We start from the raw sequence: 23,952 nt of genomic DNA, 5'->3' as shown, positions 1-23,952 counted from the left end.
TGATCCTTCCTTTTCAGGCGAACGCCTTGCGGTATTGGTCGGGCGGGATGCCGACCCGTCGAACGAAGTTGCGCCGCATGGTTTCCGCGGTGCCGAAGCCGCATCGGGTAGCGATCGCGACGACGGTGTCATCGGTCTCCTCCAACTGGCGGCGCGCGGCTTCGGTCCGGATCCGTTCGACGTACTGGCCGGGCGCCTCGCCGACCTCGGCGGTGAAGACGCGGGTGAAGTGCCGCGGGCTCATCGCGGCGCGGCGCGCCAGCTCGTCGATGCTGTGCTCGCCGCCCGGCTCCGCCTCGATCGCCTCCTGCACCGCGCGGATCGAGTTGCGCTTGGCGCGCGGCATCCACACCGGCGCCGCGAACTGCGTCTGCCCGCCGGGGCGGCGCAGATACAGCACCAGCCAGCGAGCGACCGTCTGCGCGACCTCCGTGCCGTGGTCGTCCTCGACCAGCGAGAGCGCCAAGTCGATGCCCGCGGTGACACCCGCGGCCGTCCACACCGAGTCCGAGCTGCGGACGAAGATCGGGTCCACGTCGACGTCGATTCCGGGAAACTCGCGGGCCAACTTCCCGGCGAAGGCCCAGTGCGTGGTCACCCGCTGCCCGTCCAGCAGGCCCGCCTCGGCCGCCAGGAACGCGCCGGTGCAGACCGTCACCACGCGGCGGGCGGTTGCGGCGGCGGCCTTGATCCAGCCGATCAGCTCGGCGTCCGATCGGGCGGCGTCGACACCGGCGCCGCCGGGCAGCACGACGGTGTCGATCGGTGCGGCGGGGTCGCCCGGGTCCGGCAGCGGCGCCGCGACGAAGCCCAGACCGGTCGGGGTGGTGATCGCCCGACCGTCGACGGACGCCACAGCGACGTCGTAGCCACCCCCGGTGAGCAGCGCCGCGCCGGTGAAGACGTCGTGCGGTCCCACCACGTCTAGCGCCTGCACACCGGGGAACCCGGCGATCACGACCCTGCGAGCCATGAACTCAAGTGTTGGGCACCGACCGGCATGTCGTCTACGCCGTGCAGCCCACCAATTAGGACATGGGACCTGGCCCGGGGCGGCCGCAGCGGGCTTGGCAGACTGTCCGCATGGCACAGATAACGTTGCGTGGAAACCCGATCAACACCGTCGGCGAGCTGCCCAGCGTCGGGTCTCCGGCGCCGGCCTTCAGCCTTACTGGCGGCGACCTGGGGCCGGTCGACAGTAACCAGCTCGGTGGTAAAGCCTTGGTGCTCAACATCTTCCCCTCGGTCGACACTCCGGTGTGCGCGACCAGCGTCCGGACCTTCAACGAGCGCGCCGCCGCCAGCGGCGCCACGGTGGTGTGCGTGTCGAAGGACCTGCCGTTCGCGTTCGCCCGGTTCTGCGGTGCCGAGGGCATCGACAACGTCAAGACGGGGTCGGCCTTCCGCAGCAGCTTCGGCGAGGACTACGGCGTCACCATCACCGACGGCCCGATGGCCGGTCTGCTCGCCCGGGCCATCGTGGTGGTCGGCGCCGACGGCAAGGTCACCTACACCGAGCTGGTCCCGGAGATCGCCCAGGAGCCCAACTACGACGCGGCGCTGGCGGCGGCGGGCTGACGCCTCGCTTGTTTGCGAGCCGCCCGCGTCCGTCGCGCTGAGCTGTCCCGTCGCGGTGCACCCGTGTTAGCCTGACCCATCCACAGGGTGGTCGGCCGCAAAGGAGTGCCTGCGATGGATGACGGCAAGGTTCGGGTTGCCGCGGGCGTGCTGGTGAGTGTGCTGGCCCTGCAGGTCGCGGGATGCCACGCGAAGTCGACGGTCAAGCCCGAGGGCGCGGCGCAATCGGTCGTCGACGTCGTCTCGAGCCAAACGGGCTTCCACCCGGCCGACGTGAACTGTCCATCCGGCGTCGAAGCGAAAGTGGGCCAGGAGTTCGACTGCCACTTCACCGGCCCGGAGGGCAAGCCCTACACCGCGCACATGCGCATCACCAAAGTCGAGGGCGAGCAGGTCGTCTTCGACGTCAGGAGCCGGCCGAGTTAGGCCCCGGCGGTCCGAGGCGATCCGCGGTGGCCGTCAGCACTTCGCGGCACCCGGCCCACATCGCCTCGATGATGTCGGCGGCCGGGGGGAGATCCGAAATCCGTCCGGCCACCTGACCGGTGTTGGCGACGCTGGCGTCCATGTCCCCGTTGAAGTAGAGCCGCTGGACGCGTTGCAGCGCCGCGGCACCCTCGCCGGAAGACGTTGCGGCGTCGAGCCTCTCGGCGGCCGCCGTCCGGATGACGCGCATCATGCGTTTGCCGTCGAGGGGCAGCAGCACGGTGGCGGTTTCGTCGGCCGCCACGACCGCCCGCTTGAGGTTGCCGTGCACCGGGGAATCCGCCGAGGCCAGCAGGCGCGTGCCCATCTGCACGCCCTCGGCGCCGAGGACGAAGGCGGCCGCCATCGACCGCGCGTCGCAGATCCCACCCGCGGCCACGATCGGCACGTCGACGTGGGCGGCGACCAGAGGCAGCACCACCATGGTCGACGCCCCGAATCGGTTCTTGAAGCCGCCGCCCTCGACGCCCTCGACGACGAGGCCGTCGACCCCGGCGTCGACGGCCTTGCGGGCCGCGGCGAGCGTGCCCACCACGTGGAACACGGTGATGCCGGCATCGTGCAGCCGGCCGGTGAACAGTCCCGGATCGCCCGCGGAGGTGGTGACGAAACGAATGTCGTTGTCCACCAGCAGATCCACGGTGGCCGGGTCGCGGTTCATGATCAGCGCGATGTTCGCGCCCACCGGCCGGTCGGTGAGGTCGCGCACGCGCCGCAGATCCGCGCGGCCCTGCTCGGACGTCGTCTCGATGATGCCCAGCCCGCCCGCGTTGGACACGGCCGCGGCCAGCCGCGCACCGGCGATGTAGGTCATCGGCGCCCCGATGATCGGGATGTCGATGCGCGCCAGGTCGCAGACCCGGTTGGTGGTGGTCATGATTTCCTCGGGTCGATGAGGTCGCGGAAGCCGGCGGCGGGATGGACCGACGCGCCCAGGCCGGTGACGCGGTCGCTCAGCGCCCTGTCCGAGGTGACCACCCGGATGTCCTGCGGACGGGGATCGGCCCGCACGCGGCGGACGATCTCGTCGTCGGCCGAGTTCGCGGCCGCCCTGGGTGCATAGGCGATCTCGATCACCGACGCGGGAATGGCGGTCGACGGTGGCCGCTCGAACACAACGGTCACGCGGTCCCCGTGGGTGGCGGCCCATCGGTCAAGGCGGTCGGCCAGCGCGACCATGGCGCGGCCGCGGTCCTTCCACCAACCGTCGGGGCGGCTTCCGATCACGTTCATGCCGTCCACAATCCACCGCACGATCCCTACGGTAAGGCGAGCGCGCACGCCCACCCGCGAATTTCGTGCTTTTCGACGCTGAGCGGTTGGTACGGTCACCGATATCCGATTCCGCTGCTGCCGTCGATGGGACAGGTGAATGACGTTGATAGCCGACACCGATGACCGGGTTGTCTCGCTGGCCCGCGGAATGCGCGATCTGGTGCGCGCCGAGGCCGCCGAGTCCGAACGGGCGCGCACCCTCACCCCGGCGATCGTCGACGAAATGTGGGCGAGCGGATTGATGTCCGCGTTCAACCCGGTCGAGGCCGGCGGTGTCGAGCCGTCGTTCACCGAGATGATCGAGACCTGGATCGAAATGGCTTGGCAGGACGGCTCTTTCGGCTGGGTCGGCATCGCCAACCTGCCGTCCTCGTTCGCCGCGGCGGCGTACCTGCCCGACGAGGGTTTCGCGGAAGTGTTCACGGCACACGACAACCGCGTCACGATGGGCGGCCAATTCTTCCCGAACGGGCAGGGCTCCGCCGTCGACGGCGGCTACCTGGTGAGCGGGGCATGGAACTTCGGCTCGGGCATTGGTCATTCCCAGTACGTCGCGGCGGGGTTCCTGCCCATGGACAACGGCGAAATGCGCTGGATCAGTGAGGGCTTCCCGGAGATGCGGGTCGCGGTGATTCCCCGCGACCAGGTCAGCTTCGACGACGGCTGGTTCGTGCAAGGGCTCAAGGGGACCGGCTCCTACGACTACAGCGCCCAGGAGGTGTTCGTGCCGGCGAGCCGCACGTTCGAGCTGTTCGTGCGTCAGCCCTATCGCGGAACGTCGCCGGCCACCCGGATGGGGCTGATGCCGGTCACCGCCGCCGGCCATGCGTCCTGGGCGCTCGGCGTCGCCAAGAGCATGCTCGACGATGTCCAGGAGCTGGCCGCGACGAAGTTCCGGATGAGTGACATGGCTTCGCTGGCCAGCCGCCCGACGTTCCAGAAGGGGCTGGCCCACCACCGCGCGGCCTGGCGGGCCGCTCGCCTGCTGGTCCTCGACGCGTTTACCACCGCCGAGGCCGCGGTGGCATCGGGCGAGGAGCTCACACCGGCCCTGCGCGCCGACATGCGGGTGGCGGCGGTCTTCGCGACCGACACGGCGCGGGGCTGCGCCGAATGGGCCCACCTGGTCGCGGGCACCAGCTCGATCCGCGAGGGCAGCCGCCTCGAGCGCGCCTTCCGGGACATCTACACCGGGACGCAGCACGCCTTCATCAGCGAGAAAGTCGCGATCGACGTCGCGCAGATATGGCTCGGCATCATCGAGGATCAGCCCGGCCTGTGAATCTCAGACGGCGGGCGGCTACACCAGACTTTGGCCCGGCTGCTGGCTGCCGGCGCTTTCGTCGTCGTTCCGCTCGGTGAGCGACGAGGCCAGCCCCGGCCCGGAGGCGCCGCCGGCCGACGCACCCTGCGCGAGCGAGCCAAGCGAGCTCAGCGGGGCGGCGCCGGCGCCCAGCAATGTCGATGCGGCGTTGACCGCACCGGGCATGGCCGCGCCGGGGCTTGGCACCGTCGGCGCGGTAACCGGCGCCGGGGCCGCGACCGGGCCGCCCGGGACCAGGTTGGTCAGCGGCGGCGTGCGGGGGACCGAGCCGCCCGCCGCAACGGGCGGCTTCGCGCCCGTCAGCCCACCGCCCGTCGGGCCGACGAAGGTATGGCTGGCGATTCGGGCGCCGGAGGAGTCCAGGGCGCCGGCCGCCTCGCCGTCGACTTGGGAGTACATCCGGGCGATGTCGGTCAGCGCCACCCCGGTGCGCGCGACCTCCTCCTGGGCGGCGGTGTTCAACGCCAGCATGGCGGTGCCCTCCACGGCGAACGCCGCGGCCGCCATGATCGAGACTTCGTCGGCCCCGGCCGGGACCAGCGCGGTCACCGGCGCCGACGCCGCGGCGCCGGAAGCCAGACCGCGGGTCGCGATGTCGACCACGTGCAACCCGATGGCACCGGCCGCCGGGTCATGTGACATCGATTCCATGTGCGTACTGCTCCTGTGCGAGCCTTGAGCGCCGGTACGTCGAAGGACCAGCTGTGCTGGGCGATGACATCAAGTCTAAGGGGGCCGGTGGTGTGGTGCGCACACTTTCATCCGGCCCGCCCGGTCGTCGCCTACTATCAGCCCATGCGCGGCTCAAAGATCCTGATCACCGGTCCGACCGGTCAAATCGCGACCCCCATCGCGCGGGCGCTGGCGGCCGACAACGAGGTGTGGGGCATCGCCCGGTTCACCGACCCCGCCGCGCGGGAGGGCCTGGAGAAGGCCGGCGTCCGCTGCCAGACGGTCAACCTCGCGGCCGGCGACTTCTCCGATCTGCCAACCGATTTCGAGTACGTCCTCAACCTCGCGGTGGCCAAGAGCGGCAACTGGGACAAGGATCTCGCGGCCAACGCCGAGTCGGTGGGCCTGCTGATGGCGCACTGCCGCGCCGCGAAGGCGTTTCTGCATTGCTCCTCGGCGGCCGTGTACGACCCGCCCGACGACGATCCCCGCACCGAACGCGCCGCGCTGGGCGACAACCACAAATGCCTGTTTCCCACGTATTCCATCTCCAAGATCGCCGGGGAGGTCGTCGCCCGCTCGATGGCGCGGGCCCTCGGGGTGCCCACCACCATCGCCCGGCTCAACGTGCCCTACGGCGACAACGGGGGATGGCCGTTCTACCACATGGAGATGATGCTGGCGGGCATCCCGATCCCGGTCCCGCCGGGCGAGGCCGCGCGCTACAACCCGATTCACGAGGACGACATCATCGCGACCATCCCGAAGTTGCTCGAGGTGGCGTCGGTCCCGGCGACGACCGTCAACTGGTGCGGCGACCAGACGGTCAGCATCCAGGAATGGTGCGCCTACCTCGGCGGACTGGTCGGCAAGGAGCCGGTATTCGAGGTGAGCGCGCAGGCGCTGCGAGGGAATCCGACCGACAGCGGCCGGATGCACGAGCTCGTCGGCGGCACCACCGTGGACTGGCGCGACGGGCTGCGCCGCATGGCGGCCAAGTTCCATCCGGAGTTGGTCGGCGCCTAGGCGTTACAGGTGCGCCAGGAGCCGCCCCGCGAACGCGTCGGGGTGCTCGCGATGCATGAAGTGTCCGCCCCGCACCTCCTCGACGGTGTACTCGTTCTTGAACATCCGGGCGGCGTGCCGATAGTCCGCTGGTTCGACGATCGGGTCGTCCAGGCCCGCGAAGGCGACGACCGGCACCGTGATCCGCGCCTTCAGCGACGCGCTGGGTATGGGGGAGAGCTTGCGGTAGTAGCCGAATGCCGCGTTCAGGCTCGCCGGATCGGAAAAGCTCGCCCGAACCGCGTCGAACTCCCGGGGGTCCGGCCGCCACAGCGGTGACCATCGCCGGTAGATCGCGGGCAGCGCCGCGAAATCGTTGCGCGCGAAGCGATTCGCCGCTCCCGGCAGCTTGTACGCCGCGAAATGGCGTGCGCCCCAGAGCTTCTTCAGCGAAGGCCTGAGGGCCGCCGGGTGGGGAATGGCGATGACAACGAGTTTGCGGACACGATCGGGGCCGATCGCGGCCGCGCCGTAGGCCGCCGACGCTCCCCAGTCGTGCCCGATGACGACGGCGTCGCTCGCGCCGAGTGCTTCGATCAGCGCCAGCGGATCGCGGGCCAAGGTTTCCTGGTCGGGGTCGCGAGCGGGAATCCCGCTCGGGTGGTAGCCGCGCATGAAGGGGCTGACGGCGCGGTAACCCTTGTCGGCGATGCGCGGGCGCAGGTGATCCCAGGTGTGCGCGGTGTCGGGGAACCCGTGCAGCATCAGCACGAGCGGCCCCGAGCCCTGTTCGAGGTAGGCGAATCTCAGCCCGTTCGCCTCGACGAAGCGGATGTCGTCGGCCATGGCTGAGGACGCTACGCCTCCGGAGTATGACCCGGCAGGGGCGTGCGGAACGGGACCGCTTTCGCGAGTTACCCGGGCGGATCTCGTCCCTGACCGCGGCGCTTGACCGCACCGCAGGGCCAATGCTAAGCAAGTGCTCAGCACTTTCGGTGCATTAAGGGCGCGTGAGTCCGGGACACGGAAGGGACGAGATGAAGCTGCAGGCCGTATTGGAGGACATCCGCAAGCGCCCGGGCACGGGAGAGGTCATCGCCGTCATCGACCCCGCCACCGAGGAGACGATCACCGAGTTCACCGACTGCGGCGAAGCGGCCGTCAACGACGCCGCCGCGCGGGCCAGGGATTCCTTCGAATCGGGGGTCTGGTCCCAGCTCCCGGGACGCGCGCGGGCGAAGATCATGTGGCGCATCGCGGATTTGATCGACGAACATGCCGAGGACTTCGCCCGACTCGACTCGCTCAACACCGGCATGCCGTTGATGCAGGCGCAGCTGCAGATGTCCACCTGCTCGGAGTTCTTCCGCTATTACGCCGGTTGGTGTTCCAAACTCAACGGCGTCGCCTACGACGTGAAGACCGACGGGATCGCGACGGACGCCTTCGTCAACATGCACGCCTACACCCTCAAGGAACCCTTCGGCGTGGTGGGGCTGATCTTCCCGTGGAATGGCCCGATCTTCAACGCCAGCGCGAAGCTCGCACCGGCGCTGGCCGCCGGCTGCAGCATGCTGGTCAAACCCGCCGAGGAAACCCCGCTGTCGGCGCTGCTGCTGGACAGGCTGATCCACCAGGCCGGCGTCCCGGAGGGCGTGGTCAACCTGCTGACCGGGTACGGCCACACCGCCGGCGCCGCAATCACCGCCCATCCCGACGTCGAGAAGGTCGCCTTCACCGGGTCGACCGAGGTCGGCAAGGAGATCGTGCGCGCCTCGGCCGGCAACCTGAAGAAGGTCATGCTCGAACTCGGCGGCAAGTCGCCGGTGCTGATCTTCGACGACGCCGACCTGGACAAGGCGATCATGATGGCGTCGTTGGGCATCTTCGTGCACTCCGGGCAGGGATGCGTTTGTGGCTCAAGGATTTTCGTGCAGCGCGGCGTGTATGACCGGGTGGTGGAAGGTATTGCGCTGATGGCGAATACGTTCAAGCTGGGCGCTCCCAGCGAGGAGGGCTGCGTCAGCGGCCCGCTGATCAGCCAGAAGCAGCTGACGCGCGTCATGGGCTTCATCGACGAGGGCCGCGGCGACGGCGTCGAAGTGGTCACCGGCGGCCACCGCCTGGATCGCAAGGGCTACTTCGTTCACCCGACCGTGCTCACCAACGTCGATCCCGGCATGCGGCTCTACCAGCAGGAGATCTTCGGGCCCGTGGTCTGCATCCTGCCGTTCGACGACGAAGACGAGGCCGTCGCCATGGCCAACGACACCACCTACGGCCTGGCCGCCACGGCCTGGACGGAAAACCTTGGCCGTGCCCACCGCATCGTCAAGCGGCTGCAGGCTGGCAGCGTGCAGGTCAACTGCCAGTTGGTGTTCGACCACGATGTGCCGTTCGGCGGTTACAAGCAATCCGGTTGGGGCCACGAGTTCGGGCGCGAGGGGATCGAGGCCTACATGAAGACGAAATCGGTCTGGGCCCAGCTCTAACCCGGTGCGGTGTTCTGGGCGTGTCGCCGCGGCCGACAGCGAAAAGTCCCGAACCGCACCAGGTTCGGGACTCTCCGCCGGCACGCCCGCGTTCAAGACCCCTTGCTGTAGCGGGTCAGGAAGCCGACGGCAGCGACGGCCGCGACGGTACCGATGACGCCCCACAGCACCAGCTGGAAGACCATCGACCCCAGGAACCAGCCGAACGTCATCCCGATGTAGAGGGCCCAGATCAGCCGGAATGCGCTCCACAGCGCGATCGCGCCCGCGCTGATTCCGATGTAGAGGCTGCGCTGCCGGTCGACCCGATTGATCTGCTCTTCGATGCTGGCCGGGACGATCTTCATTTCTGACTTCCTTTCGTGGGGCGCCGCCGGATTGGCGTCGTCGTTGCGCCAAGTACAAACCGCGGCGCGGGCTACCGATCCCAACGTTGTCGCGACGACGAAGGCGTCGGCCAGGCCGCGCTTGCGGCACCATGGCGAAGGTGGGTCGATGCCGCCGAGGCGCACCGCCCCGCGTTCCCGTCATCGAAGACGGTGCTTTCGCGGCACTGGAAGGAGAACGCCCAGATGGTGAACCCGATCAAGATCGCCACTCAGGTGGCCGAATCGCTCCTGGCGGTGGGTGGCGTGCGGGTCGGGCTCGAGGAGCCGACGTACACGCACCAACGGATCACCGACAACGTCGAGATACGCCACTACGGTCCGCGCATTGCCGCCGAGACAATCGTCGACGCGGACCAGCACCGCGCTCGCGACGTCGGGTTCCGACGGCTGGCGGGATACATATTCGGCGGCAATCGGGACAATTCATCGATCGCGATGACCGCGCCCGTCAGCCAGCAGCCGAGCCGGGGCGGTCAGCAGATCGCGATGACCGCACCGGTCGTCCAGTCCGCCGGCCCGGAGGCCGGCTGGATGATCCGCTTTTTCATGCCCGCGAAGTGGACGATGGAGACTCTGCCCACTCCCAACGACGCTCAGGTCCGGCTCGTCGCGGTGCCGTCCGCGACCGTGGCGGTGTTGCGATTCAGCGGCGACCGCAGCCCCAAGGCAGTCGCCTCCCGAACCGGGGAGCTCTCGAAGGTATTGCAGGACAGGGGAATCGAGGCCACCGGAGATGCGGAGGCCTGGTTCTACGACCCGCCCTGGACGCTGCCGATGCGGCGCCGCAATGAGGTCGCAATTCCCATCGACCCGGCGTCGGCGCCACGCTAGCCCGGCTGCCGCTCCCGGTCTTGCGCACCTGCCCAGCGGCTACTGTTTCGCGTAATGACTGACGACAACAAGAGGGTGGACGCGCGGCAGCTCACCGGAATTTCGGAGACGGCGCTGCTGACGCTCTACGGAAGGGCACACCAAGCGGCGCTCCCCGACGCGATCATCGACGACCCGATGGCCGTCAAGCTCGTCGATTCCATCGACTTCGACTTCGAGAAGTTCGGCCGCCGCGGCCAGGAGATGGCGCTGCGCTCGCTCGCCGTCGACCGGTGCGCCACCGACTACCTCACCACCCACCCCCGGGCGACCGTCGTCGCGCTTGCCGAGGGCTTCCAGACGTCCTTCTGGCGCTTGGACCGCGCACTGCCCGACCCACAATTCAAATGGGTCTCGGTGGATTTGCCCGCGGTCGTGGACCTACGGCGGCGGCTGCTGCCGCATTCGCCGCGAATCACCTATCTCGCCCAATCCGCCCTCGACTACAGCTGGATCGATGCGGTCGATGCCCGCAACGGCGTGTTCATCACCGCCGAGGGCCTGTTGATGTACCTGCGGCCCGACGAGGCGCTGGGGCTCATTGCCCAGTGCGCCAGGAGCTTTCCCGGCGGCCAGATGTTCTTCGACCTACCGCCGACCGTGGTCAAGAAGGTCGCACGAAAGGGGCTGCGTTCCTCCAAGCGCTACCGCGTGCCGCCGATGCCGTTCAGCCTTTCGGTGCGTCAACTGGCGCGGCTGCCCCGCACCATGCCCGGAATCCGCGCGGTGCACGACGTACCGATGCCCGCGGGGCGGGGCCTGTTCTTCGGGACGCTGTACCCCGCGTTCTGGCGGTTTCCGCCGGCGAAGCCGTACCGCGGGGTCTATGCCCTCCTGGAATTCGGCTGAACTCAGCCGAGCTTGACCACCAGCTTGCCGACGTTCTTGCCGTCGAACAGCATGTTGATCGCCGTCGGCAGCTGCTCGAATCCCTCGACGACGGTCTCGAGCGGCTTGAGCTTCCCCGCCCCGATCAGGCCCGCGATCTCGCCGATCGCCTCGGGCGCGCGCCCGAAGTGGTCGAGGACGATGAAGCCCTGCACGGTGGCGCGCTGGATGAGCAGGTTCCCGAACGCACGCGGACCGGGCGGTGGGTCCTCGGCGTTGTAGCCCGAGATCAGGCCGCACAGCGCGACGCGGGCGCCGATGTTGAGGCGCGCGAAGATTGCGTCCATCAGGTCGCCGCCGACGTTCTCGAAGTCGACGTCGATGCCGTTGGGTGTCGCCGCGGCCAGCTGCGCGGCCCAATCGTCGGCGCGGTGGTCGACGGCCGCGTCGAAGCCCAGCTGATCGGTGAGCAGCGCACACTTCTCGGGACCCCCGGCGATCCCGACGACGCGGGCGCCGGCCGCCTTGGCGAGCTGCCCGGCGACGGAGCCCACCGCGCCGGCCGCCGCGGAGACGACGACGGTCTCGCCGGGCCGGGGCTTGCCGATGTCGCGGATCCCGATCCACGCGGTAAGCCCGGTCATCCCGAGGGCGCCGAGGTAGGCGCTCGGCGACATGCCAGGTGCCACTTCCACCGGGTTGACCATCGCGGTGTCCGTGAGCACCGCGTACTCCTGCCAGCCGAGGAGCCCTTGCACCTGCTGTCCGACCTGGTAGGCGGGGCTCTTGGACGCGACCACCTCGCCGATCCCCGCGGCGCGCATGACCTCGCCGAGCCCAACCGGGGGCAGGTAGGTCGGGGTGTCGTTGATCCACATGCGGTTCGTCGGGTCGAGCGAGATCCAGTCGACGCGCACCAGCGCCTCGCCGTCGCCGAGCTCGGGGATCGCCTCTTCGGTCAATTCGAAAGTGTCGGGGCCGATGCGGCCGGTGGGGCGTTCGCGAAGCAGGAAACGACGGTTTCGATCGGTCATATGCGCACCGTACCCTTCAACAAAGGGCCCGCCGGACGGAAGGTTTTTGTGCGGTGAACGTTATGTCGCGAGTGGTCGCTGTCCCCGTCGCCGCGCTGACGATCGTGGCGCTCTCGCCGCCCGGGTCGGCCACCGCGGACCCGCCGCCCACCCAGCAGATCACCGTCATGGCCGTGGGGCCCGACGGGCAACCGATCAACGGCTACCGGGAGACGCCGCCGGAGGGCAACGTCGTCACGGTCACCTGCGACACGGCGTCGCCGTCGGCGGTGGACGACAACGTGTACTCCTGCTCGCCGAGTGCGGCCGGGGCCGGCACGTGTTGGCCGTCGACGCCCGGATCACTGCTGTGCGTCGACGATCCGTGGGAGAGGCAACTGCATCGGGTGAAATACGGGGGTTCGCTCCCGCCGGTGCAGCCGACCGCGAGCCCGGACCCCTTCGCGCTGACCCTCGACGACGGCACGCGGTGCCGGCTGCGCAACGGCGGCGCCTGGGGCCTGCGCGCCGACGGGTATGAGGGCATCTACTGGTGCGGCGCCGGCAACCCCGAGGTGCTGTGGCTGCCCAGCCAGGGCCCGGGGACGTGCATCGACCGCTCCGCGCCGGCGTGGACCGTCAAGGTTGGCCAGCTCGGCGCACCCGGTGCCGTCTTCCCACCGCCGCAGACCCGCACGGTGACCGAGGCGTGGTTCGCCGGGGGCAAGGCCGGCCAATAGGCCGGCCGGGGTGCTGCTATAACGCAGGTATGTCCACCCCCAGGCACACAATCACCCATGTTTCGGATACGGCCCGCTGGACGGCGTTGCACCGGGCGACCGAATCGGCCCGCCCGGACGCGCTGTTCAGCGACCCGCTAGCCGAGCGGCTCGCCGGCGAACACGGCCGCGAGATCGTCGCCAACGTCCCGCGGTCGACGCGCAACGGCTGGTGGCTCGTCGCACGGACCAAGCTCATCGACGACGCGATCGCCGACGCGATCGCCGGCGGCTGCGATCGGGTGCTCAATCTGGCCGCCGGCCTCGACACCCGCCCGTATCGGCTCGACCTTCCGGCCGAATTCACCTGGGTGGAGGCGGACCTGCCGGACTTGCTCGCCGAGAAGACGCAACTGCTCGCCGATGAGACGCCGCGGTGCCGGCTGACCCGGATGGCCGTCGACCTGGCCGAACCCGCGGCCCGCGACGCCTTCCTCGACGAGGCCCTGCGCGGGGCCAACAAGGCGCTGGTGCTGACCGAGGGGCTGCTGATGTACCTGGAGGCAAGCGACGTCGCCGCGCTCTCCGCGGCGATCAAGCGGCCCGAGGTCGCGTGTTGGATGCTCGACTTCGCCGGCCCGGGGCTGAAGAAGCTGATGAACAAGAAGATGGCCGGCATGATGCAGAACGCGCCCTTCAAGTTCGCGCCGGAGAACGGTTTGGCCTACTTCGAAGGCCTGGGCTGGCGCACCGTGGAGGTGCAGGCGCTGTATCTCGCCGCTTACCGGTTTCACCGCCTGCCGCTATGGATGCGCCCGCTGGCCTGGCTGCCCCAGCCCGACCCGCGGCACCCGGGCGGCAGGGCCTGGAGCGCGACCGCCCTGCTCACGCACTGAGCGCGCTTACCAGACGCGGATCCAGTCGACGAGCATGTCCGCCGGGTAGCTGCCCGGCCCCGGGTCGCCGCCACCGGAGCCCGCCACCGCTAGATTGAACACCGGATAGACCGTGTAGCCCGGCCCGTTGAACGGCCAATCCGGCAGCGAGCTGGCCGGCACGTCGAAGTACGGCTGGGCCCCGTCGGTGTAGTCCTTCCAGAACCGGATGCCGGCCGCGTCCCATCGGGTGCGCCAGGTGTGCCAGCCACCGTCCATCGCGATGTTGTGGGTCTTCCATTCGCCGCCGTTGGCCTTGGCGTGGACGGTGGTGGCAGAGGGCCAGCTGCCGTTGCCGTACCACTCCATGACGTCGATCTCGCCCTGGTCGTCGTTGCCGAGCCAGTAGGCCGGCCAGGCGCCCGCCGTCAGGCAGTTGAGCTTGATGCGGGCTTCCCAGGTATGGCCGACGCCACCCCGCCAAAGGCTTTGGACCTTGCCGCTGTAGTAGGTGGGGCCGTCCTTGGCGGCGCGCAACACCAGGTTGGAGTTGCCGTCGAGGAAGACGTTGCGCCGGTCGTCCCGGTACTGCCCGATGTGCTCGGGCAGCTCCCAATACGTCGGGTCTTTGATCGTCTCGCGGGCCTTGGCGATCGCCCATTTCGAGGCATCGGGCGCCGAGCCGGCGGGGCCGTCGAATTCGTCCTGGAAAATGTAGGTCCCGGTTTGGCCGCTGGGCGCGGCGGGCGGGGGTGCGGTGCCGCGCCCCGAGGGGTGCGCCCCGGCTTCCGGCGCAGGCAGCGCGGCTGCCAGCACGCCGATCCCGGTCGTCAACATCATGCGGCGGCGGTCCATCTTCGGCATAGGCAAGGGACCATAGCAGCACGGCGTGTGCGAAGCCGAAACGGGAAATGTGTCGGTGCCCCCCGATAAAGTTTCGGATCGCCGGCGGGCCAGCACGGACGGCGGCGCGACGGTGGCCGAGCATTAGCCGAAATTCATGGCTAATTCTCAACTAGTTGGATGGTTTGGTCTCAGGATCGGCCGGGCATCCTTGAGATCACGAGCCGATAACCACTAGTCGTAGCTTTTGCCGGTGGGGGCAGTGAGAGGAGTTAACGATCGTGGCTAATACAACGGGAGCGAACGTTATTTTCCTCCAGTCCCACCCGGTGTGGACCGCGGCCCAGCGGCACGAACGCGAACGCAGCGAGGCGATGCGCCGCCATCCGGCCTTCCTGGCCCGCCAGCATGCCGCGGCGGTCGGCGGCGAGGTCATTCCGCTTGTTCGCGACTTCAAGCTGTACTCGAGCACCAACACCCCGGCCTGAATTCCGCGCGCAAACCGCGCAATAACCGGCCAGTTGGGTCCGCAAACGAAGTATTGGGCCCCGAAAACGATCCGATAACTCGGAAGCTCATTGCTGCCGACCGACCTTAACTCTTACCGCCGGATCGTTTAGAGCTTGCCGGCGACGAAATCGGCGGCCTGGTTGGCCATGCCCGCGTCGATGTACGCGCCGGCCAGGTGTTGAGGCCAATTCGCTTTCCATGTGTTGGGGTCCGCCGGGTTGCAGATGGGATCGGCGCCGTGGCACAGCTCGATGGTCCGGTCGTTGTAGATCGGGCTGAAGTTCGTAATCGGGCCCACCCACTGGCTGCCGTTGCCGAACAGCGCGACGGCCGCGATGTGCTGATCGGTTCCCGGGGGCAGCGGGCTGTCGAAACCGAACGCGCCGATGGGCGCGGCGAGCACGACGTCGGTGACCGCCGCGCCGAGCGAGTAACCGCCCAGTACCAGGCGGGTGGCGGGGCAGTTGGTGACCATGTCCTGAACGTGGTGGCTCATGTCGTTGGCGCCCTGGGCTACCTCGGTGTCGGCGGGGTAGTTCACGGCATACACGCCGATGTTCTTGTTGACCTTGGATCGCAGCGCGCCGATGAACGCGTTGCCCAGCGTTCCCACTCCGGGCGATTCCATCCGGCCACGGGCGAACACCACCTGCACCGGAGGGCAACCGGCAGCCGCGGCCGGCCCGGCGGCGCCCGGCGTGCCGGGCGGGAGGACCGCGGCGGTCAGCGTCAGCGCCGCCACGGCGAGGACGGCGTCGACACATCTACGAACAGGCAGGGCACGCACAGCACGATGGTAAAACGGTCCCGCTCCGGCCGCTGGGCAACGGATGGAGACCCCTCGATGCACGGCCGACCACCGTGCCGGCTGCGGCGGGGCAGGCGATAGGTTCGGCTGATGAGTCACGCCGATGCCAGTGCGCCCGAGCGCTTGTTCGCGCTGGCCGAGCAGGTGCGGGGTTTCCTGCCCGCCGACGAGGGGCGCGCGCTGTACGACGCCGCGCTGCGGTATCTCGACGGCGGCGTCGGTGTCGAAATCGGCACCTATTGCGGCAAATCGACCCTGTTGCTCGGCGCGGCGGCCCAACAGACCGCCGGCGTGCTGTACACGATCGACCACCACCACGGCTCCGAGGAACATCAGGCCGGCTGGGAGTACCACGACGCCTCGCTGGTCGACGAGGTCACGGGCCTGTTCGATACGCTGCCGGCGTTTCGCCACACCCTCGACGCCGCGGGACTCGACGACCACGTCGTCGCCGTCGTGGGGAAGTCCCCGGTCGTGGCCTCCAGGTGGGGGTCGCCACTGAGGTTTCTGTTCATCGACGGCGGCCACAGCGAGGCCGCCGCCAACCAGGACTTCGACGGATGGGCCAAGTGGGTGACGGTCGGCGGCGGGCTGGCCATCCACGATGTTTTCCCCGACCCAAACGACGGCGGCCGGCCGCCGTACTACATCTACTGTCGCGCAATCGATTCCGGCCAGTTCCGGGAGGTCTCGGCCACCGGCTCGCTCCGCGTGCTCGAACGGGTCAGCGGTACGCCGGGGGAACCCATCCCATAGGAGTCATCCCGCCCCGGTGTCAGTGCGCTTTCGCCTCAACCGATCTGACTGAGCACCGCGCCCATGTCGGCGAGATCCCACACCTCGGCGAACTTGCCGTCTTCCACCCGATAGATGGTGAACTCGGAGATGGCCACCCGCCGACCCGTGGCCGGGATGCCCTGAAAGGTGTCCCGGTGGGTACCGGTGACCGAGAAGTGCAGCGCGATCAGGTTCCCGTCGATGGCCAGATGCCGTAATTCCCAATGCCAATCGGGAAAGGCCGACACGAGCGGCGCGAACTGCGCCGCGACGGCAGCCGGCTCCATGGGGGCGTCGTTGACCTTGATGGTCGGTGCATAGAAGGTCGTCATTCGTTCGAAGTCGTGCGAGTTACACGCATCGAGATACGACATATAAAGCGTGCGCAGCGCGTCCGGACTCACCGGCCGGGCCCGGCGGCGACGCATTCGCAGTCGAAGTCGGTCTGCAGGCCCATCGGCAATCCGTGGCCGCGGAAGATTCCGGCGCCCGCGGTGGTGTTCGACAGCGCGTCCGCGGCCAAAATCATCGCCGCCCCCGTCCACGTCGTGCGCTCCTCGGGCCACCGCTTCCCGTCGGCGAACACCAACCCGGTCCAGTAGGAGCCGTCCTCCTCACGGAGATGCTGCATCGCGCCGAACTGCCGGTGGGCGGCCGGCCGTTGGCCGATGGCCTCCAGCGCCATCACCAACTCGCATGTCTCGGCGCCGGTCACCCAGGGGCGGTCGGCGACGCAACGAATGCCCAACCCGCCGACCACGAAGTCGTCCCAGCGCTGACTGATTCGCGCGGCCGCCTCCGGCCCGCGCAGGGCGCTGCCGAGGATCGGGTAGTACCAGTCCATCGAGTAGCGCTCCTTCTCGGTGAACGCCTCCGGGTGCGCGGCTATCGCGTGCCCGAGCCGCCCGAGCGCGAGCTCCCACTCGGGCTGGGGGTCGTCCACCAGCGCGGCCAACGCCAGGGCGCACCGGATGCTGTGATACACGCTCGCGCAACCCGTCAGCAGCGCTTCCGTCAGCGGGCCGGCTTCGCTTCGCGCCCAACCGATCTCGCCATAGCCAACCTGCAAGTCGATGACGAAGTCGATCGCCTTGCGCACCACCGGCCACATCATTGCGGCGAAGAACCGGTCGCCGGTGACGAGGACGTGGTGCCAGACGCCGGTGGCGATGTAGGCGCAGAAGTTGCTGTCGCTGTTGGCGTCCTCGATGACGCCGGCGCGGAGCTGGATGGGCCACGATCCGTCGGGGCGCTGGGTGCGGCGGCTCCAGTCGAACGCGGCGCGCGCCGGTTCCAGCAGCCCGGCGGCGGTCAGCGCCATCGCGCACTCGACGTGATCCCACGGATCGGTGTGGCCATCCTCGGACCACGGGATGGCCCCCGAGGGTTCCTGGGTGGCTGCGATCGATTGTGCGGTCTGACGGCATTGCTCGGGGGTGAGGACACCCGCTACCGCTGGAGGGTTAACCCGACGCAACTGAATATCCCACAGTCGCTTGGCTTTCGGTTTGTTTGACGAAGTACATCGCGACGCTCTTGCCGACCAACGGATTGAGCAGCGACTCGGCCAGCTGGGTGATTTTCGGCCGCTGCATCAGGTCCCACACCAAGAGTTTGTGGTACGCCGACACCGCGCGGTGATCGGTGTTCGACACCCCCACAGCGCATTTCAGCCACCAGAACGGCGAGTGCAAGGCGTGCGCGTGGTGGGCATGCGTTATTTCCATGCCGCCGCCAACGATTTTGGCGCGCAAATCGCTGGCCCGGTAGATGCGCACGTGGCCGCCCTCGTTGCTGTGGTATTCGTCGGACAGCAGCCAGCACAATCGCTCCGGAAGCCACCGCGGCACGCTGACCGCCAGGGTGCCGCCGACCTTGAGCACCCTGATCAGTTCGGCGATGGCGGCGTCGTCGTGCGGTATGTGCTCCAGGATTTCCGACGCGATCACGCAGTCGAACGTCTCGTCGGCGTACGGCAACTTCAGCGCGTCACCGAGCACCACCTTCGCCGACGCCCCGGCCGGGGCTTCGCCGGTCTCCGCCATCGCGCGCAGAATGGCATCCACCGAACGCAATTCGGCCGCATCCTGGTCGAATGCCACCACGTCGGCGCCGCGTCGGTACGCCTCGAACGCATGCCGGCCCGCCCCGCACCCCACGTCGATGACCTTGGTGGCCGGCCCGATCCCCAGCCGGTCGAAATCCACGGTCAGCATTGGGCGGCACCTTTGGCGGCGTTGCGTGCGATCGCCCGCTCGTACACCCGGACGGTCTGCGCCGCCACGGCCTCCCAACTGAAGACGTTGACCGCGCGGGTTCGCCCCGCCTTGCCCAGGCTCCGCCGCTTCTCCGGCGAATCCAGCAGGTCGCCGAGCGCGCGGGTCAGCGCATCGACGTCGGCGGGCGGCACCAGCTCGGCGCACGCGCCGTCGGTGCCGAGGACCTCCGGCAACGCGCCGACCCGGCTCGCCACGATCGGCGTGCCGCTGGCCATGGCCTCCACCGCGGGCAACGAAAACCCTTCGTAGAGCGACGGAATGCACGCGACCTCGGCCGACGCGAACAGCGCGGCGAGCTCGGCGTCGGAGAGCCCACTGGTGATGTGCACGATGTCGGAGATGCCGAGCTCGGCGATGAGCTTGTGGGTGGGGCCGTTGGGCTCCACCTTGGCGACGAGGCGCAGCTCGAGATCCCTGCTGGTGCGCAACCGGGCGATCGCCTGCAACAGCGTGCGCACGCCCTTGAGCGGCGTATCCGCGCTGGCGATCGCGATGATCCGCCCCCGCTGCCGAGCCTGCGGGCCCGGCTTGAACAGTTCGGTGTTCACGCCAAGCGGGACGACGTGCAGTTGCTCCGGCGCGACGCCGAAGTCGCTGACGATGTCCGCGGCCGACGACGATGAAACCGTCAGCAGGTCCGGGATCTGGCGCGCCACTTGCTGCTGCATCGCCAGAAATCCATACCACCGCTGCACCAACGGCTTTCGCCACCACCGCGCGGCGGCCAGGTCGAGCACCCGGTCACGGGTGATGGGGTGGTGCACCGTGGCCACCACCGGCAGCCCGGCTTCGGCGATGGTGAGCAGTCCGGTGCCCAGGCTCTGATTGTCGTGGACAACGTCGAAATCGGCCGTCCGGCCGGCCAGCGCCCGGGCCGCGCGCATGGTGAACGTCCGCGGTTCGGGGAACCCCGCGGTCCACGTGGTGAGCAGTTCCAACAGGTCGATCGAATCGCGGATCTCGCTGGGTCGCGGCACGCGGAACGGGTCGGGCTCGCGGTAGAGATCCAGGCTCGGCACCTTCGTCAACCGCACCCGCGGATCGAGCAGGTCGGGGTAGGGCTGGCCGGAGAACACCTCGACGTCGTGACCGAGTTCGACCAAACCATGGCTGAGATGGCGCACGTAGACGCCCTGTCCGCCGCAATGGGTCTTACTACGGTAGGACAGCAGGGCAATTCGCATACTCAACTCTTCTTTGCTGGTGAATGACCGCGGAACAGCGCCGAACCCATCGCGGTCAACGGACTCCCGAGCTCCGTGACAGCAAACTGGACATGTGTCCAGACTATAGTTCGATCGCCTAATCGAGCGCAACGAGCTCGGACGTCACCGGACACCGGGTAAAAGTTCTGACGGAAATCCGGCACTTAAGGATCATGCCATTCGGTCCAGAGTGCGAGTTGAACCGTTCGGCCCGCCCTCGCGTAGTACTGGGTACATAAAACCATACTCAGCTGGAGGTGAGGGCAGCCGTGGCTGCTGTATTGAAATCGCGTTACGACGTCATCGTGTGTGGTGCCGGGTCCTCGGGATCGGTGATCGCCGCCCGGCTGGCGGAAAACCCCGATGTCAATGTGCTGCTGCTGGAAGCGGGCGGCTCCGACGACCTGCCCGCCGTGACCGAGGCGAGCGAGTGGCCGTCCAATCTGGGGAGTGACCGCGACTGGGGTTTCGCGGCCGAACCCGACCCTCGGCTGCACGGGCGCTCCATCCCGTTTTCGATGGGCAAGGTGCTCGGCGGCGGGTCGAGCATCAATTTGATGGTTTGGTCGCGCGGCCACCGCGGGGACTGGGACCACTTCGCCGCCGAGTCCGGCGAGCCGGCCTGGGCATACGAGCAGGTGTTGCAGCTGTACCGGCAACTCGAGGACTGGCAGGGCACCGGCGAGCCGGATCATCGGGGCAGGGGCGGGCCGGTGTTCGTCGAGCCGGCTTCCGAGATACATCCGCTCGCACCCGCGGTACTCGACGCGGCGCGCTCTTATGGCATCCCCACCTACCAGAGTCCGAACGGCCGCATGATGGAAAACGCACGCGGCGCCGCCATCGCCGACCTGCGCAGCCGCAACGGCAAGCGCGAGTCCGTGTTCCGCACCTACGCCGGCCCGCGGATGGGGCAGCCGAACTTAACGGTGGTGCCGCACGCCCTGGTCACCCGCGTGATCCTGCAGGGTGACCGGGCGGCCGGCGTCGAAGTCGGCTATGCGGGCGCAATTCGTCACGTCGCCGCCGAGGCGGAGGTGGTGTTGTCACTCGGGGCGATCCACACCCCCAAGGTGCTGATGCAGTCGGGCATAGGCGACGGGGAGGAGTTGCGGCGTGTCGGAATCACGGTCCGCCGGCACTTGCCCGGGGTCGGCCGCAATTTCCAGGATCATTTCGGGTTCGACTGCGTGTGGGAGTTTCCGGACCGGGAGCAGGTCAGCACCCAGGTCGGGGCGACCATGTTCTGGGACTCGGGGGCGGCCAACGGCCAGAGCCCCGACCTCTTCGCCTGCTTGGGGCCCTTCCCGAAGGCGACGCCGGAGAACGCCGCGAGATACGGCCTGCCGGCTAACAGTTGGATCCTCTTCGGTTCCCCGACGCACCCCACAAGCCGCGGCCGGCTGCGGTTGTCGGGCCCGAACGCGGCCGACCCGATCCGCATTGAAGCGAACGCGCTCTCGAACGGCGACGACCTCAAAACCGCGATCGCCTGCGTCGAAACGCTGCGCGAGATCGGCAATTCGCCCGAACTGCGGCCCTTCGTCGCGCGCGAAGTCATGCCGGGCGACCTCTCGGGCACCGAGCTCGACGAATATCTGCGCTATGCCGTAACCACGTATTGGCACGAGTCTGGGACGGCGAAGATGGGGCGCGACCCCATGTCGGTGGTCGACGGACGCCTCAAGGTATACGGCACCCGAAACCTGCGCGTCGCCGACGCATCGGTCATGCCGCGGATCACGAGTGGCAACACCATGGCCCCGTGTGTGGTGATCGGAGAACGCGCCGCCCAGTTCATCAAGGCCGAGCATCGGTTCTGAGCTGTTTGTTACCATCGCGCGGTGCAGGGTTCGGCTGCATCAGGCGAATGCGGCGGGCGATCGGTGTCGCGACGCGACGTCCTTCGGCTCGCCGCTGCGCCGGCGTCCCTCGGCTTCGCAACGCTGGCCGCTGGCCCGGCGGGGCCCAAGGCGTCCGCCGCGGACATGCGGCTCATCGATTTCGCCGAGCGCCGCATCGCGCCGGACGAGATCAAATCGGCGGGCTATGGCGGTGTGGTGAACTACGTGTCGTTGTCGCGGCCGGGCGCGAACTTCGAGGCGAAGCCCATCACCCGCGAATACGCGGACGCGCTGCGCGCGGCGGGCCTGCAAATCGTCAGCAACTTTCAGTACGGCAAGCCCGGCTGGCCCGATCCCTCGGACTGCACACGCGGTTACGACGGCGGCGTGGCGGATGCGCAGAGCGCCCTGCGGCTGCACGGCGCGGCCGGTGGCCCGTCCTCGGCCCCGATCTTCTTCAGCATCGACGACGATATCGACGTCAACACCTGGAATAGCGTTGCGGTCCAATGGTTCCGGGGCATCAATTCGGTACTGGGCGTCGGCCGCACCGGCATCTACGGGCACGCCGCCGCGTGCGGCTGGGCGATCCGCGACGGCGTCATCGGCAGCTCGACAACCCCCGGGCACCGGTGGGCGTGGCAGACCAGATCGTGGTCGCATGGTGACCGCGAGCCCGCGGCGGTGCTCTACCAGTCCGTCGTCAACAGCCCGGCCAACCCCAGCCCGGTCCTCGGCGGGATCAACGTGGACATCGACGACGTTTTGGCGCCCGACTTCGGTCAGTGGGATCTGGCTCGGTGAGCCGTGCGTGCAGCCAGGCAACCGCGCGAACCGACACTGCAGTACCTGCGCGACGCCGGACGAATCGCCATGGCGCACAGGGGTTTCACCGCCTTCCGAGTGCCGATGAACAGCATGGGGGCGTTTCACGAGGCGGCGAAGCTCGGGCTTCGATACATTGAGACCGACGTCCGGGCAACCCGCGACGGCGTCGCGGTGATCCTGCACGACCGCGTGTTCCGATCGGAATCGGGCGAATCGGGCGCCATCGACCAGTGTTACTGGCGCGACGTCCGCCGGTTGAATCTCGGTGCGGGGGAGGCGATCCCCACCCTCGAAGAACTGCTTTCCGCGCTGCCGGACATGCGCGTCAACATCGATATCAAAGCGGCGTCGGCCATCGTGCCCACCGTCGAGGTCGTCGAACGGATGAACGCGCATGACCGGGTGCTGATCACGTCGTTTTCCGATCGTCGGCGACGGCGCGCGCTGAGTCTGCTGTCGAAACGGGTCGCCAGTTCGGCCGGCACGAGCGCGTTCCTGGCACTGCTGGCGGCGAGGACGCCGGTAGCCCGCGCGTATGCCTGGCAGATGCTGCGCGACAGCGACTGCCTGCAGCTGCCGCCCCGGCTGGGCCGCGTACCGATCATCACGCCCGGACTGGTCAGGGCCCTGCATGCGGCGGGACTTCAGGTGCACGCGTGGACCGTGGACGACCCGAACACCATGCACGCACTTTGCGATATCGGTGTCGACGGCATCATCACGGATCGCGCGGACGTCCTGCGCGACGTCCTCATCGCGCGAAACGAATGGCGGCCGCGTTAGCGCGCGGCACCTCCGCGAGCCGGGGGCCCGCGGAGGTGCCGGATTGCGCTACAGCGTGGTCTTACTTCAGGTCGAACCGATCGCTGTTCATGACCTTGACCCAGGCCGCGACGAAGTCCTCGACGAACTTGCCCTTGTTGTCATCCTGGGCGTAGACCTCGGCCAACCCGCGTAGCACCGAATTCGAGCCGAACACAAGGTCATTCGCGGTCGCGGTCCACTTGATCGCGCCCGAGGCCCGGTCGCGGCCCTCGTAGACGTTCTCGGCGGTTTCCGACGGCTTCCACTCCGTGCCCATGTCGAGCAGGTTGACGAAGAAGTCGTTGGTCAACGCGCCCGGCCGGTCGGTGAACACGCCGTGCTTGGCGCCGCCGTGGTTGGCGTTCAGGGCGCGCAGCCCGCCGATCAACACCGTCGTCTCCGGGGCGGTCACGCCCAGCAGGTACGCCCGCTCCATCAGCAGGTGTTCCAGCGGCGCCTTCTCGCCCGGCCGGATGTAGTTGCGGAAGCCGTCGGCCCGCGGTTCGAGCACCGCGAACGACTCCACGT

General features: G+C 68.5%; 28 protein-coding genes. 14 read left to right on the top strand and 14 right to left on the bottom strand.

The window, feature by feature from the left end; translation table 11 throughout:
- Window positions 1–13 precede the first annotated feature (13 nt).
- Window positions 14–973, bottom strand: a complete 960-nt coding sequence (locus WU80_RS09510; RefSeq protein WP_055402271.1) for a GlxA family transcriptional regulator — start codon at window positions 971–973, stop codon at window positions 14–16.
- A gap of 110 nt (window positions 974–1,083) precedes the next feature.
- Between WU80_RS09510 and tpx the strand changes: the two genes are divergently transcribed.
- Both tpx and WU80_RS09500 read left to right on the top strand, forming a co-directional pair.
- Window positions 1,084–1,578: a thiol peroxidase gene (gene tpx, locus WU80_RS09505; protein ID WP_055402269.1), complete on the top strand. Its 495-nt coding sequence runs from the start codon at window positions 1,084–1,086 to the stop codon at window positions 1,576–1,578.
- Window positions 1,579–1,692: 114 nt separating this feature from the next.
- The gene (locus WU80_RS09500) at window positions 1,693–2,004 is read left to right on the top strand and encodes a DUF4333 domain-containing protein (protein WP_055402267.1); all 312 of its coding nucleotides are present in this window, start codon (window positions 1,693–1,695) and stop codon (window positions 2,002–2,004) included.
- Here the strand turns inward: WU80_RS09500 and WU80_RS09495 are convergent.
- On the bottom strand, window positions 1,985–2,941 hold the full coding sequence (locus WU80_RS09495; protein WP_055402265.1) for a nitronate monooxygenase family protein: 957 nt from the start codon (window positions 2,939–2,941) through the stop codon (window positions 1,985–1,987). The two genes, WU80_RS09500 and WU80_RS09495, sit on opposite strands and share 20 nt — an antisense overlap.
- The gene (locus WU80_RS09490; protein WP_055402263.1) at window positions 2,938–3,318 is read right to left on the bottom strand and encodes an NYN domain-containing protein; all 381 of its coding nucleotides are present in this window, start codon (window positions 3,316–3,318) and stop codon (window positions 2,938–2,940) included. The genes WU80_RS09495 and WU80_RS09490 overlap by 4 nt, the downstream gene beginning before the upstream one ends.
- 118 nt (window positions 3,319–3,436) lie before the next feature.
- Between WU80_RS09490 and WU80_RS09485 the strand changes: the two genes are divergently transcribed.
- Window positions 3,437–4,621 (top strand): acyl-CoA dehydrogenase family protein, encoded by a 1,185-nt coding sequence (locus WU80_RS09485; protein WP_055402262.1) that lies wholly within the window; start codon window positions 3,437–3,439, stop codon window positions 4,619–4,621.
- Between the two features lie 18 nt (window positions 4,622–4,639).
- On the opposite strand, the gene WU80_RS26580 is transcribed toward WU80_RS09485, so the two are convergent.
- The gene (locus tag WU80_RS26580) at window positions 4,640–5,314 is read right to left on the bottom strand and encodes a PE family protein (protein WP_082459813.1); all 675 of its coding nucleotides are present in this window, start codon (window positions 5,312–5,314) and stop codon (window positions 4,640–4,642) included.
- Between the two features lie 144 nt (window positions 5,315–5,458).
- Here WU80_RS26580 and WU80_RS09475 point away from each other — a divergent pair, with 144 nt between their 5' ends.
- The gene (locus tag WU80_RS09475; RefSeq protein ID WP_055402339.1) at window positions 5,459–6,361 is read left to right on the top strand and encodes an NAD(P)-dependent oxidoreductase; all 903 of its coding nucleotides are present in this window, start codon (window positions 5,459–5,461) and stop codon (window positions 6,359–6,361) included.
- A gap of 3 nt (window positions 6,362–6,364) precedes the next feature.
- Here the strand turns inward: WU80_RS09475 and WU80_RS09470 are convergent, their stop codons facing one another.
- Window positions 6,365–7,186 carry an alpha/beta fold hydrolase gene (locus WU80_RS09470; protein ID WP_055402261.1) on the bottom strand — a complete coding sequence of 274 codons (822 nt, stop codon included), beginning with the start codon at window positions 7,184–7,186 and terminating at the stop codon, window positions 6,365–6,367.
- Between the two features lie 191 nt (window positions 7,187–7,377).
- Here WU80_RS09470 and WU80_RS09465 point away from each other — a divergent pair, with 191 nt between their 5' ends.
- Window positions 7,378–8,832 carry an aldehyde dehydrogenase gene (locus tag WU80_RS09465; protein ID WP_055402260.1) on the top strand — a complete coding sequence of 485 codons (1,455 nt, stop codon included), beginning with the start codon at window positions 7,378–7,380 and terminating at the stop codon, window positions 8,830–8,832.
- A 92-nt stretch (window positions 8,833–8,924) separates the two neighbouring features.
- On the opposite strand, the gene WU80_RS09460 is transcribed toward WU80_RS09465, so the two are convergent.
- Window positions 8,925–9,179: a hypothetical protein gene (locus WU80_RS09460; RefSeq protein ID WP_055402337.1), complete on the bottom strand. Its 255-nt coding sequence runs from the start codon at window positions 9,177–9,179 to the stop codon at window positions 8,925–8,927.
- A 225-nt stretch (window positions 9,180–9,404) separates the two neighbouring features.
- On the opposite strand from WU80_RS09460, the gene WU80_RS09455 reads away from it, so the two are divergent.
- Window positions 9,405–10,052 carry a heme-binding protein gene (locus tag WU80_RS09455; protein ID WP_055402335.1) on the top strand — a complete coding sequence of 216 codons (648 nt, stop codon included), beginning with the start codon at window positions 9,405–9,407 and terminating at the stop codon, window positions 10,050–10,052.
- Window positions 10,053–10,106: 54 nt separating this feature from the next.
- Window positions 10,107–10,940 carry a class I SAM-dependent methyltransferase gene (locus WU80_RS09450; RefSeq protein WP_055402258.1) on the top strand — a complete coding sequence of 278 codons (834 nt, stop codon included), beginning with the start codon at window positions 10,107–10,109 and terminating at the stop codon, window positions 10,938–10,940.
- A 2-nt stretch (window positions 10,941–10,942) separates the two neighbouring features.
- Here the strand turns inward: WU80_RS09450 and WU80_RS09445 are convergent, their stop codons facing one another.
- Window positions 10,943–11,953, bottom strand: a complete 1,011-nt coding sequence (locus tag WU80_RS09445; protein WP_055402256.1) for an NADP-dependent oxidoreductase — start codon at window positions 11,951–11,953, stop codon at window positions 10,943–10,945.
- Between the two features lie 62 nt (window positions 11,954–12,015).
- Between WU80_RS09445 and WU80_RS09440 the strand changes: the two genes are divergently transcribed.
- Window positions 12,016–12,672 carry a hypothetical protein gene (locus WU80_RS09440; protein WP_231633787.1) on the top strand — a complete coding sequence of 219 codons (657 nt, stop codon included), beginning with the start codon at window positions 12,016–12,018 and terminating at the stop codon, window positions 12,670–12,672.
- 29 nt (window positions 12,673–12,701) lie between these two features.
- Window positions 12,702–13,547, top strand: coding sequence for an SAM-dependent methyltransferase (locus tag WU80_RS09435; protein WP_055402250.1), 846 nt, complete (start codon window positions 12,702–12,704; stop codon window positions 13,545–13,547).
- A gap of 6 nt (window positions 13,548–13,553) precedes the next feature.
- Here the strand turns inward: WU80_RS09435 and WU80_RS09430 are convergent, their stop codons facing one another.
- Window positions 13,554–14,390: a family 16 glycosylhydrolase gene (locus WU80_RS09430; protein WP_055402249.1), complete on the bottom strand. Its 837-nt coding sequence runs from the start codon at window positions 14,388–14,390 to the stop codon at window positions 13,554–13,556.
- A 260-nt stretch (window positions 14,391–14,650) separates the two neighbouring features.
- Between WU80_RS09430 and WU80_RS25795 the strand changes: the two genes are divergently transcribed.
- A complete protein-coding gene (locus tag WU80_RS25795) occupies window positions 14,651–14,857 on the top strand; it encodes a hypothetical protein (protein ID WP_156349501.1) in 207 nt (68 codons plus the stop codon).
- Window positions 14,858–14,985: 128 nt separating this feature from the next.
- Here the strand turns inward: WU80_RS25795 and WU80_RS09425 are convergent, their stop codons facing one another.
- Complete coding sequence (locus tag WU80_RS09425; RefSeq protein ID WP_197281192.1) at window positions 14,986–15,657, bottom strand: cutinase family protein; 672 nt, start codon at window positions 15,655–15,657, stop codon at window positions 14,986–14,988.
- A 120-nt stretch (window positions 15,658–15,777) separates the two neighbouring features.
- On the opposite strand from WU80_RS09425, the gene WU80_RS09420 reads away from it, so the two are divergent.
- Window positions 15,778–16,443, top strand: coding sequence for a class I SAM-dependent methyltransferase (locus WU80_RS09420; RefSeq protein WP_055402246.1), 666 nt, complete (start codon window positions 15,778–15,780; stop codon window positions 16,441–16,443).
- A gap of 35 nt (window positions 16,444–16,478) precedes the next feature.
- Here WU80_RS09420 and WU80_RS09415 read toward each other — a convergent pair whose 3' ends face one another.
- From WU80_RS09415 to WU80_RS09400, 4 genes are read right to left on the bottom strand one after another with little or no spacing between them, the layout of a single operon-like run.
- A complete protein-coding gene (locus tag WU80_RS09415; protein WP_197285986.1) occupies window positions 16,479–16,838 on the bottom strand; it encodes an ester cyclase in 360 nt (119 codons plus the stop codon).
- A gap of 26 nt (window positions 16,839–16,864) precedes the next feature.
- Window positions 16,865–17,941 (bottom strand): prenyltransferase, encoded by a 1,077-nt coding sequence (locus tag WU80_RS09410; RefSeq protein ID WP_055402243.1) that lies wholly within the window; start codon window positions 17,939–17,941, stop codon window positions 16,865–16,867.
- Window positions 17,928–18,680, bottom strand: a complete 753-nt coding sequence (locus WU80_RS09405; RefSeq protein ID WP_055402241.1) for a class I SAM-dependent methyltransferase — start codon at window positions 18,678–18,680, stop codon at window positions 17,928–17,930. Before WU80_RS09405 ends, WU80_RS09410 begins: the two co-directional genes overlap by 14 nt.
- Window positions 18,674–19,927 (bottom strand): glycosyltransferase family 4 protein, encoded by a 1,254-nt coding sequence (locus tag WU80_RS09400; RefSeq protein ID WP_055402239.1) that lies wholly within the window; start codon window positions 19,925–19,927, stop codon window positions 18,674–18,676. The genes WU80_RS09405 and WU80_RS09400 overlap by 7 nt, the downstream gene beginning before the upstream one ends.
- 290 nt (window positions 19,928–20,217) lie before the next feature.
- On the opposite strand from WU80_RS09400, the gene WU80_RS09395 reads away from it, so the two are divergent.
- The 3 genes from WU80_RS09395 (at window position 20,218) to WU80_RS09385 (ending at window position 23,403) form a co-directional block, all read left to right on the top strand.
- Window positions 20,218–21,771, top strand: coding sequence for a GMC family oxidoreductase (locus tag WU80_RS09395; protein WP_055402237.1), 1,554 nt, complete (start codon window positions 20,218–20,220; stop codon window positions 21,769–21,771).
- A gap of 21 nt (window positions 21,772–21,792) precedes the next feature.
- A complete protein-coding gene (locus WU80_RS09390; protein WP_055402235.1) occupies window positions 21,793–22,596 on the top strand; it encodes a DUF1906 domain-containing protein in 804 nt (267 codons plus the stop codon).
- A gap of 69 nt (window positions 22,597–22,665) precedes the next feature.
- Window positions 22,666–23,403 carry a glycerophosphodiester phosphodiesterase family protein gene (locus WU80_RS09385; RefSeq protein ID WP_082459814.1) on the top strand — a complete coding sequence of 246 codons (738 nt, stop codon included), beginning with the start codon at window positions 22,666–22,668 and terminating at the stop codon, window positions 23,401–23,403.
- A 61-nt stretch (window positions 23,404–23,464) separates the two neighbouring features.
- Here WU80_RS09385 and WU80_RS09380 read toward each other — a convergent pair.
- On the bottom strand, window positions 23,465–23,952 hold a 488-nt coding region (locus WU80_RS09380), incomplete at its 5' end, for a peroxidase family protein (protein WP_304437993.1).

This window comes from Mycobacterium sp. UM_11 (genome assembly GCF_001414075.1).
Taxonomy (GTDB): Bacteria; Actinomycetota; Actinomycetes; order Mycobacteriales; family Mycobacteriaceae; genus Mycobacterium.
The sequence above is the reverse complement of the archived record's forward strand: the minus strand, read 5'-3'. Positions and strand labels throughout refer to the sequence as shown.